Here is a 17080-nt window from a genome sequence, read left to right as displayed (position 1 = left end):
GGCCGCCGCGGAGGTGTCCGCGGCTTCGGCGACGGACGCTGAGCCGGCCGCCGATGCCGCTGAGCCCGCCGAGGCGCCCGCGCCCGCCGAGCCCGTCAAGGACGCCGCTCCGCGCCGTTCCCGCCGTCGTGCCACGCGCAGTGTGACCTCGCCCGCCGAGCCGGCCGCCGCGGAGGTGTCCGCGGCTTCGGCGACGGACGCTGAGCCGGCCGCCGATGCCGCTGAGCCCGCCGAGGCGCCCGCGCCCGCCGAGCCCGTCGAGGACGCCGCTCCGCGCCGCTCCCGCCGCCGTGCCACGCGGCGCGTGTCCGCCCCGACCGGCGCGCCCGCCGACGGCGGCGCCGACGAGCGCGAGCCCGCGTCGGCCCCCGAGCCCGCGTCGGCCCCCGAGGCCGCGCCGGCCCCCGAGGCCGCGGAGACCGCCGAGCCCGTCGAGGACGCCGCTCCGCGTCGTGCCCGCCGCCGGTCCACCCGTAAGGCCGCCACCGGTTTCGCCGCGCCGCCGCGGACCGCCGCCGCGCCGTCCGACGAGGCCGACGCCCCCAAGCGCCCGTCGCGTCCCGCGGTGGCCGTGTTCCAGGCGCCCGTGTTCGCCGAGCCCCAGTTCCAGACGCCCGAGCGGGCCGCGGCCGAGGCCGCCGCCGAGGCGGCCGGGGCCGAGCCGGCGAAGGCGCAGGAGCCCGAGGTCTCCGAGGCGCCCGAGGAGGTCGCGGAGGTCGCCGAGGAGCAGTCCGCCGGGCCGCGCCGCCGCCGCAAGCGCCGGGGTGCCGCCGAGGAGGTCACCGAGGAGCGGGCCGCCGCCGTGCCGCAGGACGAGCCGCACGCCGAGACCGAGGCCGACGAGTCGGGCGAGGACCACGACGACGCCGAGGGCTCCGAGGAGTCCGGTTCGCGTCGCCGCCGTCGCCGGGGCGGCCGTCGCCGTCGCCGGGGCGAGGGTGACCTGGGCGAGTCCGCCGAAGGCGACGAGCACATCGCCGCCGAACAGGCCGCGCAGGACGCCGAGGACGCCGCCGAGCAGGCGGAGGAGGACGCCGAGGAGAGCGAGGACGCCTCGGGCGAGGGCGGTGGCTCCAGCAGCAGCCGTCGCCGTCGCCGCCGTCGTCGCCGGGCCGGGGACGGCTCCGGGGACTCCGAGTCGTCCGCCGACGACCCCGAGCGCACCGTCGTCAAGGTCCGCGAGCCCCGCCCGAAGGCGGAGCCGTCCGACGAGGTGCAGTCCATCAAGGGCTCGACCCGCCTGGAGGCCAAGAAGCAGCGCCGCCGGGAAGGGCGCGAGCAGGGCCGCCGGCGCGTCCCGATCATCACCGAGGCCGAGTTCCTGGCCCGCCGCGAGGCCGTCGAGCGCGTCATGGTCGTCCGCCAGCACGGCGAGCGCACGCAGATCGGCGTCCTGGAGGACGGCGTGCTCGTCGAGCACTACGTCAACAAGGAGCAGGCGACCTCGTACGTCGGCAACGTCTACCTCGGCAAGGTGCAGAACGTGCTGCCGTCGATGGAGGCCGCCTTCATCGACATCGGCAAGGGCCGCAACGCCGTCCTGTACGCCGGTGAGGTCAACTTCGAGGCGCTCGGCATGTCGGGCGGTCCGCGCCGCATCGAGTCGGCGCTCAAGTCCGGCCAGTCGGTCCTCGTGCAGGTCACCAAGGACCCGATCGGCCACAAGGGCGCCCGCCTGACCAGCCAGGTCTCCCTGCCCGGCCGTTACCTGGTCTACGTGCCCGAGGGCTCGATGACCGGCATCAGCCGCAAGCTGCCCGACACCGAGCGGTCCCGGCTGAAGACCATCCTCAAGAAGATCGTCCCCGAGGACGCGGGCGTCATCGTGCGCACCGCCGCCGAGGGCGCGAGCGAGGAGGAGCTGCGCCGCGACGTCGAGCGGCTCCAGGGGCAGTGGGAGGACATCCAGAAGAAGGCGAAGGGCGGCGGCAGCTCGAACGCGCCGTCGCTGCTCTACGGCGAGCCGGACATGACCGTCCGGGTCGTCCGCGACATCTTCAACGAGGACTTCTCCAAGGTCGTCGTCAGCGGTGACGACGCCTGGCAGACCATCCACGGCTACGTGTCCCACGTGGCGCCCGACCTCGCCGAGCGGCTGTCCAAGTGGACCAGCGAGGTCGACGTCTTCGCCACGTACCGGATCGACGAGCAGCTCGCCAAGGCGCTGGACCGCAAGGTCTGGCTGCCCAGCGGCGGTTCGCTGGTGATCGACCGGACCGAGGCGATGGTCGTCGTCGACGTCAACACCGGCAAGTTCACCGGTCAGGGCGGCAACCTCGAGGAGACGGTCACCAGGAACAACCTGGAGGCGGCCGAGGAGATCGTGCGCCAGCTGCGGCTGCGCGACCTCGGCGGCATCATCGTCATCGACTTCATCGACATGGTGCTGGAGTCCAACCGGGACCTGGTGCTGCGGCGTCTGCTGGAGTGCCTGGGCCGGGACCGGACCAAGCACCAGGTCGCCGAGGTGACCTCGCTGGGTCTGGTCCAGATGACCCGCAAGCGGGTGGGCCAGGGTCTGCTGGAGTCGTTCTCCGAGACCTGCGTCCACTGCAACGGGCGTGGTGTCATCGTCCACCTGGACCAGCCGACCGCCGCCGGTGGTGGCGGCGGTGGCAAGCGCCGCAAGCGGGCGCGGGCCGGCGGCGAGCAGCCGCACGAGCACGAGGCCGTGGCCGGTGTCGAGACCGGTGTGACGGCCGAGCAGGAGGCGGACGCCGAGTCCGAGTCCGAGGTCGCCGCCGAGGTGGCCGAGCCGGTCGCCCTGCCGGCGCCCGACTTCAGCGCGGACGAGGAGCTGTACAGCAGCGCCGCCGAGGCCGAGGCCGCCGCCACGCGCGGTCGCGGCCGGCGTCGTACGAGCCGGCGGGCGTCGTCCCCGGCGGGCGCCCCGAAGGCCGCGAAGGGCGAGGCCCGGCGCGCCGAGGCCCCGACCGCGCAGGACGTCACGGTCGAGGAGGAGGTCGAGCGCCCCGTGCGGCGGGAGTCCGCCGCCGAGGTGCTGGCCGAGCCCGCCGCCGTCGAGGACGCCGTTTCCGGCGCCCCGGCCCCGGTCGTGACCCAGGCCCCCGCGGCCGCCAAGGCCCCGGCCGTGACCGAGGCTCCGGCTGCCGAGGAGGCCGCGCCCAAGGGCCGTACCCGCCGTCGGGCCACCCGGAAGGTGTCCGCACCGGCCGGTTCGCCCGCCGGTGCCGAGGCCGCCGTGCTGACGGTCCCGGAGACCGAGCGGTCCGAGCGGGCACCGGAGGCACCGGCCGCCGCGGAGGCGTCGGCGGAGCCGTCCGGTACGGCCGCCGAGAGCGCCGCCCCGGCCCGTCCGCGGCGCCGGGCCGTGCGCAAGCCCACGACGTCCACGGCGTCCGAGGAGGCGGCCGTCATGGTCGTCCCGTCGGCCCCGGCGGGCGAAGCGGAGCCGGCGGCGGCCGAGCAGGACGTGACCGCGGCGGAGGCCGCCGAGGAGGCCGCCCCGGCCAAGAAGGCGGCGGCCCGCAAGACGGCCAAGAAGGCGACGGCGAAGAAGGCCGCCACCAAGAAGACCGCGGCGGCCAAGAAGACGACGACCGCGAAGAAGGCCACGGCCAAGAAGGCGGCCAAGACGACGACCGCCAAGAAGACCACGGCCAAGAAGGCGGCGTCGAAGAAGACCGCGGCGGCTGCCCAGCAGGCGCCGTCCTCGGTCACGGCCGCCACCGACGAGGGCTGATCCGGCCGCCTGTCGCAGTACGTGTGGTCCTGTCCGCTCGGAATCCGCTGGGAATTCGGTTCGGACAGGACCACACGTTTCCCCGGGCGTCCGCGGGCGCATCATCACGGGACAGCCGTGCCACCGGCCCGTCCCCGCCGACCCGCCCCGCGAGAGGAAGAGACCACGTGCCGGTACTGACAAGGCTCATCCCCTCGCCGCTCGTGGTGGACATCCGCCCGGGCGCCCTCGACGACCTGGCGGGTGTCCTCGCGGACCAGCGGATCTCCCAGTCCGGGAAGCTCGCCGTGGCGGTCAGCGACGGCTCGGGGGCCCGCCTGCGCCGGCGGCTGGCGCCGTCCCTGCCCGGCGCCGACTGGTTCGAGGTGGGCGGCGGCACGATCGACGACGCCGTGCGGCTGGCCGACGGCATGAAGTCGGGCCGCTACGACGCGGTCGTCGGACTCGGCGGCGGCAAGGTCATCGACTGCGCCAAGTTCGCCGCGGCCCGCGTCGGCCTGCCCATGGTCGCCGTGGCCACCAACCTCTCCCACGACGGCATCTGCTCGCCGGTGTCGATACTGGACAACGACGCCGGCCGCGGCTCGTACGGCGTGCCGACGCCCATCGCGCTCGTCGTCGACCTGGCGGTGATCCGCGAGGCGCCGATCCGCTTCGTGCGCTCCGGGATCGGCGACGCCGTCTCCAACATCTCCGCGGTCGCCGACTGGGAGCTCGCCCACCGCGTGAACGGCGAGAAGGTCGACGGCCTCGCCGCGGCCCTGGCCCGGCAGGCCGGCGAGGCCGTGCTGCGCCACCCCGGCGGCTGCGGGGACGACGGCTTCCTGACCGTGCTGACCGAGGGCCTGATGCTGTCCGGCATCGCCATGACGATCGCCGGGCACACCCGCCCCTCGTCCGGCGCCTGCCACGAGATCAGCCATGCGCTCGACCTGCTGTACCCCGGGCGGGCGGCGAGCCACGGCGAGCAGGTGGGCATCGGCGCGGCCTTCGCGACGTATCTGCGGGGCGAGTACGAGGCCTCCCTGCTGACGGCCCGGACGCTGCGGCGGCACGGGCTGCCGGTGGTGGCCCAGGAGATCGGGTTCGGTGACGACGAGTTCGTGCGGGCCGTGGAGTTCGCGCCGCGGACCCGGCCCGGCCGGTTCACGATCCTGGAGCACCTGGACCTGTCGCCGGCGCGGGCGAAGAAGGCGTACGCCGAGTACGTCGCGGCGGTCGCGGACTGAGGCGGCGGCCGGGCGCCCGGGCCCGGTTTGACCCCTGTCGTGAGGCCCCGTAATCTTGACCGTCGGCGTGTCGACTGACGCGTCACACCTCCGTAAACCTTTCTTCCTTCCGGGTGCGGGCCTGCCGGGCCCCGGCCGGGAGAGGCCGTCCGCGTGTGTCACCGGGCGGCTGGACTGCGGGGGTGCCGTTCCCGAGCGAGAGAGTGAGATCCGCGTGTACGCCATCGTGCGCAGCGGTGGTCGCCAGCACAAGGTTGCTGTCGGCGACATCGTTGAGGTTGACAAGATTTCCACCGCCCAGGTCGGCGACACGGTCGAGCTCTCGACCCTGCTCGTCGTTGACGGCGACGCTGTGACCAGCGACCCGTGGGTGCTGGCCGGCATCAAGGTCCAGGCCGAGGTCGTGGACCACCACAAGGGCCAGAAGATCGACATTCTGCGCTACAAGAACAAGACCGGCTACCGCCGTCGTCAGGGCCACCGCCAGCAGTACACGGCGATCAAGGTCACTGAGATCCCCGCGGCTGCGAAGTAAGGGACTGAGAACAGATGGCACACAAGAAGGGCGCATCGTCCACTCGGAACGGGCGCGACTCCAATGCCCAGCGGCTCGGCGTGAAGCGCTTCGGCGGTCAGGCCGTCAACGCGGGTGAGATCCTGGTCCGCCAGCGCGGCACCCACTTCCACCCGGGCGCCGGCGTCGGCCGTGGCGGCGACGACACGCTGTTCGCGCTGCAGGCCGGTGCGGTGCAGTTCGGCACCCACCGTGGCCGCAAGGTCGTGAACATCGTTCCGGTCGCCTGATCGGATTCTTTCGCGAGGCGGACCTCACTTCCCCCCAAGGGAAGCGGGTCCGCCTTTCGCGTGTTACCCAAGAGACATTCCCGCAGTGAGTAGTAACTGGAGGCACATCCCATGACCACCTTCGTGGACCGCGTCGAACTGCACGTCGCCGCGGGTAACGGAGGCCACGGCTGTGCCTCCGTCCACCGTGAGAAGTTCAAGCCGCTCGGCGGCCCGGACGGCGGCAACGGCGGCCGGGGCGGTGACGTGATCCTCACCGTCGACCAGTCGGTGACCACACTCCTCGACTACCACCACTCCCCGCACCGCAAGGCCACCAACGGCAAGCCCGGCGAGGGCGGCAGCCGCTCCGGCAAGGACGGCCAGGACCTGGTCCTGCCCGTACCCGACGGCACCGTGGTCCTCGACAGGGCGGGCAACGTCCTCGCCGACCTGGTCGGCCAGGGCACCTCCTACGTCGCCGCACAGGGCGGCCGGGGCGGCCTCGGCAACGCGGCGCTGGCCTCCGCGCGGCGCAAGGCGCCCGGCTTCGCGCTGCTCGGCGTGCCCGGGGACCTCCAGGACATCCACCTGGAGCTGAAGACCGTCGCCGACGTGGCACTGGTCGGCTACCCGAGCGCCGGCAAGTCCTCGCTGATCTCCGTACTGAGCGCGGCCAAGCCGAAGATCGCCGACTACCCCTTCACGACGCTCGTCCCGAACCTGGGCGTGGTGACGGCCGGCGAGACCGTGTACACCGTCGCGGACGTCCCCGGCCTCATCCCCGGCGCCAGCCAGGGCAAGGGCCTCGGCCTCGAGTTCCTGCGCCACGTGGAGCGGTGCAGCGTGCTGGTGCACGTGCTGGACACGGCGACGCTGGAGTCCGAGCGTGACCCGGTCTCCGACCTGGACATCATCGAGGGGGAGCTGCGCGAGTACGGCGGGCTGGACAACCGGCCCCGGATCGTCGTCCTCAACAAGATCGACGTGCCCGACGGCAAGGACCTCGCCGAGATGGTCCGGCCGGACCTGGAGGCGCGCGGCTACCGCGTCTTCGAGGTGTCCGCGGTGGCCCACATGGGTCTGAAGGAGCTGTCCTTCGCGCTGGCCGAGCTGGTGGGCAACGCGCGCGCCGCCCGGCCCAAGGAGGAGGCCACGCGGATCGTCATCCGGCCCAAGGCCGTGGACGACGCCGGCTTCACCGTCACCCGCGAGGAGGACGGCCTGTTCCGGGTGCGGGGCGAGAAGCCCGAACGCTGGGTGCGCCAGACCGACTTCAGCAACGACGAGGCCGTCGGCTACCTCTCCGACCGGCTCAACCGCCTCGGCGTCGAGGACCGGCTGATGAAGGCGGGCGCGCGCAACGGTGACGGCGTGGCCATCGGCCCCGAGGACAACGCGGTCGTCTTCGACTGGGAGCCGTCGGTGACGGCCGGCGCCGAGATGCTCGGCCGCCGCGGTGAGGACCACCGCTTCGAGGCGCCCCGCCCGGCCGCGCAGCGACGCCGGGACCGGGACGCGGAACGCGACGAGGCGGAGCGGGAGTTCGACGGCTTCGAGCCGTTCTAGACCTCGGCCCGTGAAAGCCGGCGAAAAAGGGGCCCGCCCGCATCCGTGAGGATGCGGGCGGGCCCCTTCGGTGTGTCACGAGCCGGTGTCCGTGTCAGGTGACCGGTTCTGTCTGCCGGTCCCGGTCGGTGGGCGAGACGTCCTCCGACTCGCCCTTCGACGCGTCCTCCGACTCGCCCACCGGGTCGGACGCCTCGGTCCGGACGGCGTCGCGCTGCCGCTTGGCGTGGCGCAGCCGCTCGGCGATCAGCGGGAGGGTCAGGATGCCCAGGAACATCGGCGCGAACATGTACCGCGCCAGGGGGGCGGGGTTGGCCGCCACCACCGTCAGCTGGAGCGCCAGCGGAACCGCCATCAGCCCCAGCGGCGCCCAGGAACGGTGCCGGCGTGCGAAGACCAGCAGCACCGCGTACGCCGCGTAGCACCAGATCGCACCGCGGAATAGCAGCCACTCCAGCTGCGGGGTCTTGCTGGCCTTCCACGTGAAGAAGGCGATGTCGTGCAGCTGGTCGTTGACCGGGCGGATCTGCAGGACGGAACGGTACGGGCTGTCCCGCATCTCGGGGTTCCAGTCCGCCCAGCCGAAGAGGTTCTTGGGCACCGACGGCCAGCTGACCAGGGTGTTGCCCGCCTTGTCCGCCGGGCCCGGGAACGGCGACCAGGCGATGTGCGAGCGGCACAGCCGCGCCGAGATCATCTGGTCGGGCGTCCGCTTCAGGACCCGCGTCCACAGGTCGATGAGTTCGGTGTTGTACTTCGCGGCCGCCGGGCGGTCCATCGGGGGCCGCATCGCCCAGTCGGCGTTGTAGCAGTTGGCGGCCCGGCCGCTCCAGTGCGACAGCGGTGCCACCTTCGCCATCAGCTCCGTGTCGGCCTTGGTGAAGGTCTGCGGGTACTTGCCGTAGACCACCGCGATGTCCGCGTAGTTCATCGCGTACACCTGGTCCTTCGTCGGCGTGGTCACCCCCAGCGCCGGATAGACCGCCACGTTCATCAGGCCCGAGATCAGCGTGGGGACCACCGTGGCGACGAGCACCGCCCGGCGCATCCGCGGCAGCACGATCAGCATGACCGGGACGGCGAGGACCGCGACGAGCAGGCCGTTGTTGCGGAACAGGCCCATGGCCAGGAACCCGAGGAACAGGACCGCGATCTCGTTGCGGAACGCCTTGTCGTGGACGGACTCCATCCCCCGCATCCGGCGCGCCACCAGGCGACCGGCCGCACCGAACACCAGGACCGCGCCGATGACGAACGGCACGTCCTTCCACACGAAGATGACGAACGAGCCGATCGACGGCACTGCCGCGCACGCGATCGCGGCCGCCGCACCCCACTTGCCCGGCACGCCGAACTTCCGCAGCGTCCCCGCCACGTAGGCCAGCGTCGCCGCCATGGCGACGCTCTGCAGGAACGTCAGGATCGCCAGGTCGCCGGTGCCCTGCAGCGAGAGCCACACGAGCGCGTCGTAGGCCACCGAGTGGTTGGACATCCAGTGGTCGGTGGTGACGTGCCACACGTACGAGACGGAGTCGTAGCTCATCCCGCCGGGGTAGAAGGCGGCCCACCAGAACAGGAAGATCAGCTGGGTGACGGCGTAGACGGCCAGAGGCAGCCGGCGCTGCGCCGGGATGCGCTCCAGGCGCTCCTTCAGGCGGACCCCGCCAAAGGACGTTCTTCGTACTTTCAACGCTGCTCCGCGGGCTCGAGAGTAGGACGGTCGGGGTGTGCGAGTTCCAGCATCCGGCTGATCACCCGCTGGGCGGCGTGGCCGTCGTCGAGGTCGCAGAAGACGTCCTTGAACGCACGGTAGGCCTCCGTGTAGGTGGCGCTGATCCGCTCCGTGTCGGCGAGAGCCTCGATGAGCTCGTCCGAACTCTGCAGCAGCGGTCCCGGTGCTTGCTTCTCGAAGTCGAAGTAGAAGCCGCGAAGCTGGTCGCGGTAGTACTCCAGGTCGTACGTGAAGAACAGCATCGGGCGGCCCGTGTTCGCGAAGTCGAACATGAGCGACGAGTAGTCCGTGACCAGCACGTCCGTGATCAGGAACAGGTCGGCGATGTCCGGGTAGCTGGACACGTCGAAGACGAAGCCGTCCCCGGCGCCGGGCACCGCGTCGACGATGTTGGAGTGCTTGCGGACGAGGATGACGTGGTCGTCGCCGAGGCGCTCGGCCGCCTTGCGCATGTCGATCCGCAGGTCGAACTTGTAGTTGCCCGCCCGGTAGAACTGGTCGTCCCGCCAGGTCGGCGCGTACAGCACGACCTTCTTGCCCTCCGGCAGGCCGATCCGCTCGCGCACCGACCGTGCCGATTCCTCCGTCTTCTCGGAGAGCAGCACGTCGTTGCGGGGGTAGCCGGACTCCAGGATCTCGCCCTCGTACTGGAAGGCGCGTCTCATGATCGGCGTGGAGAACCGGTTCGGGGAGACGAGGAAGCTCCAGTTGGGGGTCTCCTCCGCGACCTTCGACAGGTACTTGCGGTCGGCGAACTGGACGCTGCCGATGTCGTGGCCGATCCGCTTGAGCGGGGTGCCGTGCCAGGTCTGCACGATGACCTGGCCCTCGCGGCGCCGGACCCAGTGCGGCAGGTGGGTGTTGGTGACGATGTACCGGCTCCGGCCGAGCGCCTCGTACCACTCGCGGCTCCACCGCCGGACGGCCTTGACCCCCGTGGGGATCTCGGCGCGGCGGTCCTCCACGACCCACACGTGCTCCAGCTCCGCCCCCTGGCGCAGCAACTCCTCGTAGACGGCGCGCGGCGAGTCCGAGAACTGGCGGCCGGAGAACGAGGCGTACAGGACCGTGTCCCGCAGCGGAGCCGTGCGCGCCTGGGCGTACACACCGGTGCGCATCTCGCGCTGGCGGTACCAGCCCACCTCCTGCGGGCCCAGGTCGGGCGCCGCCTCGACGAGGAGACGGTCCATGAAGCGGTGGGTGAGGGCGTAGTCCCGGCCGCGCACGGTGAAGCGCAGGGGCAGGCCGGTGAGTGCCGACGGTACGGCACGGACCGGTACCTCGACGCGGGTCGCGGTGTCGCGGGCGAACAGGTACCAGCGGCCCTGGCGCAGCGGCACCTCGCTGATGCTGGTGGGCACCGGCAGGAACTCGGTCCGGAAGACGCCGTCGGCGACGGCGGCGGGGTGGGAGTGCTCCTCGGCGTGCCGGCTGTGCCGCAGCACGACCTCGACCGGCCCGTCCACGGTCGCGGGCAGCACGCCCGCCAGGACGATCCGGCCCTCGGGGGTGACGGACAGTTCGGCGACCACGGGCTGGACGGGCTGGGTGCGCAGCGCCAGGCGGCCCGCGCCGTCGTCGGCGACGGCGACGGCCCGTTCGCCCCACCCGGCGGCCGGCCGGCCGTCGAACGAGTACTGCCGGCCCAGGTCGCCGCAGCCGGCCTCGACGGCCACGGGGAACCGGTGCCCGCCGCCGATCACCAGCTCGGCGGTCCACTTGTCGGTGACCTCGAGGTTGTCGGAGTCGCGGCCCGGGACGTCCAGGTCGGCCAGCGGTACCCGCACGGAGAACTCCTGGCCGGACCCGCGCTCCACCGGGTACTCGAGCACCGCCTGCGAGGAGCCGTGGGTGAGGCCCATGGTGAGCGGGGCGGCGCCGGCGGCGGCCTCGTACCCGAGGGTCCCGGTGAGCTCCAGGGCGCCGTCCACGGCCCGGTGGCCGGTCAGCTTGGCGCGGACCCGGTCGACCCGCAGGTACAGATGCTTGTCGGAGATGAACGGGACGACCCGCACGTCCTTCTCCACCCAGAACGCGGCCGGGCTCTCGGCGCTGCCGCTCTCGCCGGCCTTGAGCCGGGTACGGCGGACGAGGCCCTGCTGCGCGGTGGCGACGGTGACCCGCCACACGCCGTCACGCCAGCCGCCGCGGCCCCTGAGCCTGGCCGGGTCGAGTTCGAGGGCGAAGCCGGACCAGTCGTAGTTGTGCAGCGACTGGCCGGAGGTCTGCGTGGCGCGCGCGGCGCGGGTCCGGCTGGGCCGCACCAGGACCGTGCGCCGGCTGCCGACCTCACGCAGCATCAGGACGCGCAGGGCCGTGCGCTGGGGGCGCCCGGCGGCCAGGTTGCGGATGTAGGCGTGCCCCTCGATGAGCAGACGGCCGCCGCGCCACACGATCTCCTCGGCCCGGGCGCGAGCCGAGAAGTCGGAGTCCACGCGCAGGATCGAGCGGGGCACCGCCTGCTTCTTCGTGTCGATCACCGGGTAGTCGGCGAAGTGGCGCAGGCCCTGGCGGACGACCGGGACGGCCCGGCCGGTCTCCCGCTCGAAGGCGAGGAGTTCCATGAGCTCGTCGAGGCGGCCCTCACGGATCAGGTGGCACTTCAGGCGCAGCGCGACCGGCAGCCGGGGCATGACCTCGGGGTCGACCCGGCTGAGGAAGTCGGCGGCGCCGCCCATGAACAGGTCGCGGAACTCGTCACCGGCCTCGTCGAGGACGGCCATGAAGAGCGGCAGCTCGTCGGTGATGAAGATCTCGTCGTACCAGCGCTTGTGCGCGGCGTACCGGTCGCCCGGCCGGGAGGCCAGGAAGCGGCTCACGGTGTCGCAGGACTTGATGCGGTCGCGGACGTTGACCGGTTCGGTGCGGCGCTGGGTGATGGACGGGGCGCCGCCGGTGCGCTGGCGCCACAGGTAGATCGGGTCGCCGAGGACGTCGACCGCGGAGGCCAGGAAGTGCGCGGGCAGCGTGACCGGGGCGTCCTCGTAGAGGATGCCGGGGAACTCGAAGGCGTGCTTGTCCCAGAACGACCGGCGGAACACCTTGTTCCAGGCCGTGCGGTCGTAGACGAGGTCCTTGTCGCGGGTGATGTGGGTCCGCTCGCGGCTGGTGCGCAGTCGCTTCCGGTGCAGCGGGGAGGGCAGGATCTCGCCGGCCTTGAGCAGGTTGACGTTGCCGCTGACGAAGTCCGAGCCGGTCGCCTCCAGACTCGTTATGCACCGCTCGTACGCGTCGGGCAGCACCACGTCGTCGCTGTCGACGAAGGCGAGGAACTCGGTGCCCTCGGTCAGGTGGGCGACCCCGGTGTTCCGGGCCGGGCCCAGGCCCTGGTTCTCCTGGGGGACGACGCGGAACCGGTCGTCCTTCGCCGCCCACCTCTCGGCGATCGCGAGGCTGCCGTCCTTGGAGCCGTCGTCCACGACGATGGCCTCCCAGTCGGTGAACGTCTGGTCCGCGATCGACTGCAGGCACTCTTCGAGGAAGAGCTCCACGTTGTAGACAGGGACGACCAGTGACAGACGGGGAGGCATGTGGGGTACTGCACCTTTCTCAAGGTTTCGTTCGTGTTCGGCGATGACCGGACTCGCCGGACACGGTAGCTCTAGTCGCGCGCGGGGCGGCGGCCAGGGCGATCCGAGGGGAGGGCCACCGGTGGCACGTTCTCCTGGTTCAGGAAGACCCGGCGCACCACACGCTCCGCGGCCCGGCCGTCGTCGAACTCGCAGAACCGTCCGCGGAACTCCAGTCGGGCCTTCGCGGAGGTGTCGTCGCACCAGCGCCCGGAAAGGAAGACGTCCAGAAGGTCGCCTTCGGTTGCCACCACGTGGCCGGGAGGTATGTCGTGGATGTCGAAGTAGGTGCCGCGGGTGGCCCGGTAGATCTCCCAGTCGTTGGCGAAGACCACGATCGGCCGGTCCAGGAGCGCGTAGTCGAACATCAGCGACGAGTAGTCGGTCAGCAGACAGTCCGCCGCGAGGTACAGCTCCTCGACCGAGGGGTGCCCGCTCACGTCGACTATCCGGGAGCCCTCCGCGGCCCCGGGGCCCGAGCCGAGGTTGAAGTAGTGGGACCGCGACAGCACGGTGAAGTCCTCGCCGAGCTGATGGGCGAAGTGCTCCAGGTCGAGCATCGGCTGCGGCTTGGCGTGGTAGTCCCGGTGGGTCGGCGCGTACAGGACGACCTTGGTGCCGGGAGCGATGCCGAGCGCCTCGCGGGCCCGGACCCTGTCCTGGTCGGTGGCGTTCGCCAGGATGTCGTTGCGGGGGTAGCCGTAGTCGAGCGAGGTGTACTCGGCCGGGTAGGCGCGCTCCCAGACGGCGGTGCTGAAACTGTTGGAGGAGACGCTGTAGTCCCACCGGTCGACCCGCTGCATCAGGGTCCGCATGTTCAGCTGGCCCTGAGCCATCGGGAACTCGGCCTGGTCGACACCCATCCGCTTGAGCGGTGTGCCGTGGTGGGTCTGGAGGAAGACCTGCCCGGGCCGCTTGACCACGCTGGTCGGGAAGTTGACGTTGTTCACGAAGTACTTGCCGCGCGCCATCGCCCGCCAGAAGCCCCACGAGCCCGGGTGGACGACCGTGGTACCGGGCGGCGGGGTGTTGCGCGAGCCCGGCTTGAGCACCCAGACCGTCTCGGTCCGAGGGGAGAGCTCGAGGAGCTTCTTGTGCACGGCCGCCGGGTTGCAGGAGTAGTCGGAGTTCCAGTACGCGGCGAAGACGGCGAGGTCGTCCTTCACCGGCAGCAGGCGGTGGGCCCGGTAGTAGTTCGCCAGGACCCTCTTGCGCAGTGCCTTCTTCGCCTTGCGGGAGACCTGGCGGGACCGGCGGACGGACCGGTACGCGCCGCGGGCGGCGGAGTACAGCGGTGCCGGCAGCCGGTCGACGGAGCGGCGCGCGGCCGGCTTGGCGGCCTGGGGCTCCCGGTAGTCGTCCGGGCGGTGGGCCCGCTCGGCCTCCAGCCGGCGGGCGCGAAACTCGGCGCGGGCGTCGTCGGGCAGCCGGCCGGGGCTGTTCTCGATCACCCGGAGGTGGTTGGTCATGCGCTCGAAGAGCGCGCCCCGCCAGCGTTCGAGCTCGGGGTGCTCGGACAGGAACGCGAAGACCAGGTCGTACTGGTCGAAGACGTCGAAGTGCTTGCGGCTGGTGGAGTGCAGGATGCTGCCCTGGCGCCGCTGGCGGTAGTGGATGCAGACCCGGTCGAGGACGGCCATGGTCTCGGCGGCCACCAGGACCGGGTAGGTCCAGGGGGTGTCCTCGTAGTAGCCCGTGGGGTAGAGGAAGCCCCAGCGTTCCACGAAGTCGCGGCGGTACGCCTTGTTCCAGGCGACCTGGAGCAGCCCGAGCAGCTCGGGGTTGTCCTCCAGGGAGAAGACCCCGCGCGGGCTCCCGGTGAGTACCGCCCGCTTCGCGTTGGGGGTGATCCCGCCGTGCCAGTGGGTGCGCGAGTAGTCGAAGATCAGCAGCTCGGGGTCGTCGGTCTCCTCCAGGCGGTGGGAGATCGCCTGGAGGGAGCCCGGCAGCATCGTGTCGTCGCTGTCGAGGAAGATCAGGTAGGTGCCCCGGGCGCGGGCCATGCCCGCGTTTCTCGCTCGGCCCAGGCCCACGTTCTGTTCGAGTTGCACGTCCACGACGCGCGGGTCCTTGGCCGCGTACTCGGCCATGATCTCGCCGCAGGCGTCGGGGGAGGCGTCGTTGACGGCGATGACCTCGAAGTCTTCGAACGACTGACTGAGCACGGAGTCGAGGCAGTCGCGAAGATACGCCTCGACGCCGTATGCCGGCACGATGACGCTGAAGCGGGGCATGGGGGTTTGCGTGGGGATCATGAGACTCGGACTTCCGACGGGGGTGGGGCGATGTGCGAAGGCGGGGTGTGGGGCGCCTTTTCCTTCCAGTAGGGCGGTTACTCGGATCTTGTCAGGGCGTATCCGAGCAGGCGGCGTGCGGCCTGCGAGTGCCGGTGGCGCAGCGCCGAGGGCAGCATGGTCAGGGCGTGCAGCCGCATGGACAGGTGCCGCCGGGCGGCCCGGGCGGCCTTCGGCCAGCCGTGCCGGTCCATGTCGTCGGCGACCTCGTTGAAGAATCGCACGGCTTCGCCGAAACGGGCACCGGTGACGGCTTCGGCCGCGGAGAGACTGCCGGAATGGCGCCGGTAACGGAAGGCCGGCGCAGGGTCGACGACCAGCTTCTCGCCGCGCCGGATCAGCTCGATGATCAGGGCCAGGTCCTGGATGACCGAGAGGTCCTCGCGGAAGCTGACCGCCTTGACGGCGTCGGCGCGCCAGCAGATCGACGGAAAGTACAGCCAGTTCCCGCCGAGCAGGTTCGCGGCGAGCGGTTCGCCGGAGAGGACCAGCCTGCGGCCCTTGTCCTTCGGCGCGTACAGCCGCCGCTTGACCTCGTCGCCCAGTGAGGTGGACGGATTGCCGTGCTCGTCGATGACCTCCACGCCCGGCTGGTAGATCGCCGCGCCGGGCTCGGCCTCGACGGCCGCGCGCACCGTCTCGACATAGGTCGGCATCAGCAGGTCGTCGCTGCCGAGCATGGTGAAGTGCGTCGACTCCACCAGCTCCACGCACTTGCGGAAGTTGCGGGTGATGCCCAGGTTCTGCTCGTTGCGCAGGTAGCGGACCCGGCTGTCGCCGAGTGACGCGAACCACTCCGGTACGCCTTCTTCGCTGCCGTCGTCGACGACGGTCAGCCGCCAGTCCTTGTCGGTCTGGTCGAGCACGCTGTTCACGGCGGCCTGCATCAGCCCGGTGTCGCCGTAGTGCGGCAGCATGATGTCGAGGGTCTGCACCGGGATTACTTGCCCTTCTGCGCGACGAGGCCGAGCGAGGAGCCGCGGCTGAACGCGAGCAGCAGGATCATGCCGATGCGTCCGAGGTACAGGGTGGCCTTCCACGGCGACTGGCTCGGCGTGCCGGTCGTCCGCGGACGCATGGCCACGGGTACCTGCTCGACGCGGAAGCCCGCCCGGATCGCGGCGATCGTGGATTCCACGGTGTCGCCCAGGTACTCGGCCGGGTACCAGCGGGCGAACACCTTGATCAGATCACGATCGCACGCGCGGAAGCCGGAGGTGACGTCGGTGAGCCGGGTGCGCGCCATGCGGGAGAGCCAGAAGGCGAGGACGAGCATCGCCCAGCGGCGCGGGCCGCGGGCCTCGTACTCGCCGGTGCCGGCGAACCGGGCTCCCATGACGAGGTCGGCGTCGCCGTCCAGCCGGGCCAGCAGTTCGGGCACGTTGCGCGGGTCGTGCTGTCCGTCGGCGTCCACCTGGATGGCCACGTCGTAGTCGCGGTCGTGGGCGAACTTGTAGCCGGCCCGCATCGCCCCGCCCACGCCGAGGTTGTACGGCAGGCTCATCACGGTCGCGCCGGCGGCCCGGGCGACTGCGGTCGTGTCGTCGGTGGAGCCGTCGTCGACGACGAGGACGTCCGCGCCCGGGAGTGTGGCGTGGACCTCCTTGATGACCTCCGCGACACCGTCCGCCTCGTTCCACGCGGGCATGATGATCAGTACACGCTTGCCGTCGATCACTTCAGGACCCCCTGGTCGGTGGAGACGGCCGGGGCCTCGTTGTCCGCGAGGTGGGCCCGGAGTTCCTGGACGTCGATGCGGAGCAGCGCCACCTCCTCGGAGAGCGTGCGGCCCTCCTCCTCCAGATGGCCGACCTCCCAGCTCAACTGGAGACAGACGACGAAGAGGAACGCCACGCTCAGGAACAGGATGAGGCTGACGCCCGAGGCGACGCCGACGGCCCGGGCCACCGAGTCCAGGACGGTCGGGAAGAAACCGAGGGGGATGATCACCAGACCGGTGAGCACCCATAGGAACGCGTACTTCTCTTTGAGTTTGCGGCGACGCAGCATCTCGACGATGCATGCGACGAGAAAGACTCCGGTGACCGAAGTCAGCATCCACAACTTCACGCCGCGCTCCGGGGTATCGGACGACTCATGGAAAGGGCCTGTCTACTCTTCCAGGGGTGTACCAGGGGTGTACCAGGGGTGTACCAGGGGTGTATCAGGGCTGTACCAGGGGGGCGGACGGCCGCTGAGGG

Annotated in this window: 11 protein-coding genes; 5 read left to right on the top strand and 6 right to left on the bottom strand. The window is 71.5% G+C overall.

The genetic code is table 11. The features are described from left to right. The 5 genes from ACH4F2_RS01150 to obgE all read left to right on the top strand — a co-directional run. Positions 1-3703, top strand: a 3703-nt coding sequence (locus tag ACH4F2_RS01150; protein ID WP_398130584.1) for a ribonuclease E/G, incomplete at its 5' end; no start/stop codon positions are given. A 167-nt stretch (positions 3704-3870) separates the two neighbouring features. Beyond that, positions 3871-4932, top strand: coding sequence for an iron-containing alcohol dehydrogenase family protein (locus ACH4F2_RS01145; protein ID WP_398130583.1), 1062 nt, complete (start codon positions 3871-3873; stop codon positions 4930-4932). A 214-nt stretch (positions 4933-5146) separates the two neighbouring features. Further along, entirely contained in the window at positions 5147-5467 is a 321-nt protein-coding gene (gene rplU, locus ACH4F2_RS01140; protein WP_007449531.1) for a 50S ribosomal protein L21, read from the top strand. Positions 5468-5481: 14 nt separating this feature from the next. Then, on the top strand, positions 5482-5736 hold the full coding sequence (gene rpmA / locus ACH4F2_RS01135; RefSeq protein WP_003976205.1) for a 50S ribosomal protein L27: 255 nt from the start codon (positions 5482-5484) through the stop codon (positions 5734-5736). A 111-nt stretch (positions 5737-5847) separates the two neighbouring features. Further along, positions 5848-7284, top strand: coding sequence for a GTPase ObgE (gene obgE / locus ACH4F2_RS01130; RefSeq protein ID WP_398130582.1), 1437 nt, complete (start codon positions 5848-5850; stop codon positions 7282-7284). A gap of 94 nt (positions 7285-7378) precedes the next feature. Here the strand turns inward: obgE and ACH4F2_RS01125 are convergent, their stop codons facing one another. From ACH4F2_RS01125 to ACH4F2_RS01100, 6 genes are all read right to left on the bottom strand, one after another. Then, entirely contained in the window at positions 7379-8974 is a 1596-nt protein-coding gene (locus ACH4F2_RS01125; RefSeq protein ID WP_398130581.1) for a DUF6020 family protein, read from the bottom strand. Continuing rightward, positions 8971-12546, bottom strand: coding sequence for a CDP-glycerol glycerophosphotransferase family protein (locus ACH4F2_RS01120; protein ID WP_398130580.1), 3576 nt, complete (start codon positions 12544-12546; stop codon positions 8971-8973). The genes ACH4F2_RS01125 and ACH4F2_RS01120 overlap by 4 nt, the downstream gene beginning before the upstream one ends. A 71-nt stretch (positions 12547-12617) precedes the next feature. Next, positions 12618-14819 (bottom strand): CDP-glycerol glycerophosphotransferase family protein, encoded by a 2202-nt coding sequence (locus ACH4F2_RS01115; RefSeq protein WP_398130579.1) that lies wholly within the window; start codon positions 14817-14819, stop codon positions 12618-12620. 98 nt (positions 14820-14917) lie between these two features. Then, complete coding sequence (locus tag ACH4F2_RS01110) at positions 14918-15814, bottom strand: glycosyltransferase family 2 protein (protein ID WP_398130578.1); 897 nt, start codon at positions 15812-15814, stop codon at positions 14918-14920. A gap of 5 nt (positions 15815-15819) precedes the next feature. After that, entirely contained in the window at positions 15820-16557 is a 738-nt protein-coding gene (locus ACH4F2_RS01105; RefSeq protein WP_398130577.1) for a glycosyltransferase family 2 protein, read from the bottom strand. Continuing rightward, positions 16554-16937: a DUF2304 domain-containing protein gene (locus ACH4F2_RS01100; protein ID WP_398130576.1), complete on the bottom strand. Its 384-nt coding sequence runs from the start codon at positions 16935-16937 to the stop codon at positions 16554-16556. The genes ACH4F2_RS01105 and ACH4F2_RS01100 overlap by 4 nt, the downstream gene beginning before the upstream one ends. Between the last annotated feature and the right edge of the window lie 143 nt (positions 16938-17080).

Origin of the sequence: Streptomyces sp. NPDC017890 (genome assembly GCF_044328675.1) — a bacterium.
Lineage (GTDB): Bacteria > Actinomycetota > Actinomycetes > Streptomycetales > Streptomycetaceae > Streptomyces.
The sequence above is the reverse complement of the archived record's forward strand: the minus strand, read 5'-3'. Positions and strand labels throughout refer to the sequence as shown.

Bases quoted from the DNA above. Each gene is read 5' to 3' on its own strand.
- rpmA (WP_003976205.1), top strand. From the start codon at position 5,482: ATGGCACACAAGAAGGGCGCATCGTCCACTCGGAACGGGCGCGACTCC.
- obgE (WP_398130582.1), top strand. From the start codon at position 5,848: ATGACCACCTTCGTGGACCGCGTCGAACTGCACGTCGCCGCGGGTAAC.
- ACH4F2_RS01120 (WP_398130580.1), bottom strand. From the start codon at position 12,546: ATGCCTCCCCGTCTGTCACTGGTCGTCCCTGTCTACAACGTGGAGCTC.
- ACH4F2_RS01115 (WP_398130579.1), bottom strand. From the start codon at position 14,819: ATGCCCCGCTTCAGCGTCATCGTGCCGGCATACGGCGTCGAGGCGTAT.
- ACH4F2_RS01100 (WP_398130576.1), bottom strand. From the start codon at position 16,937: ATGCTGACTTCGGTCACCGGAGTCTTTCTCGTCGCATGCATCGTCGAG.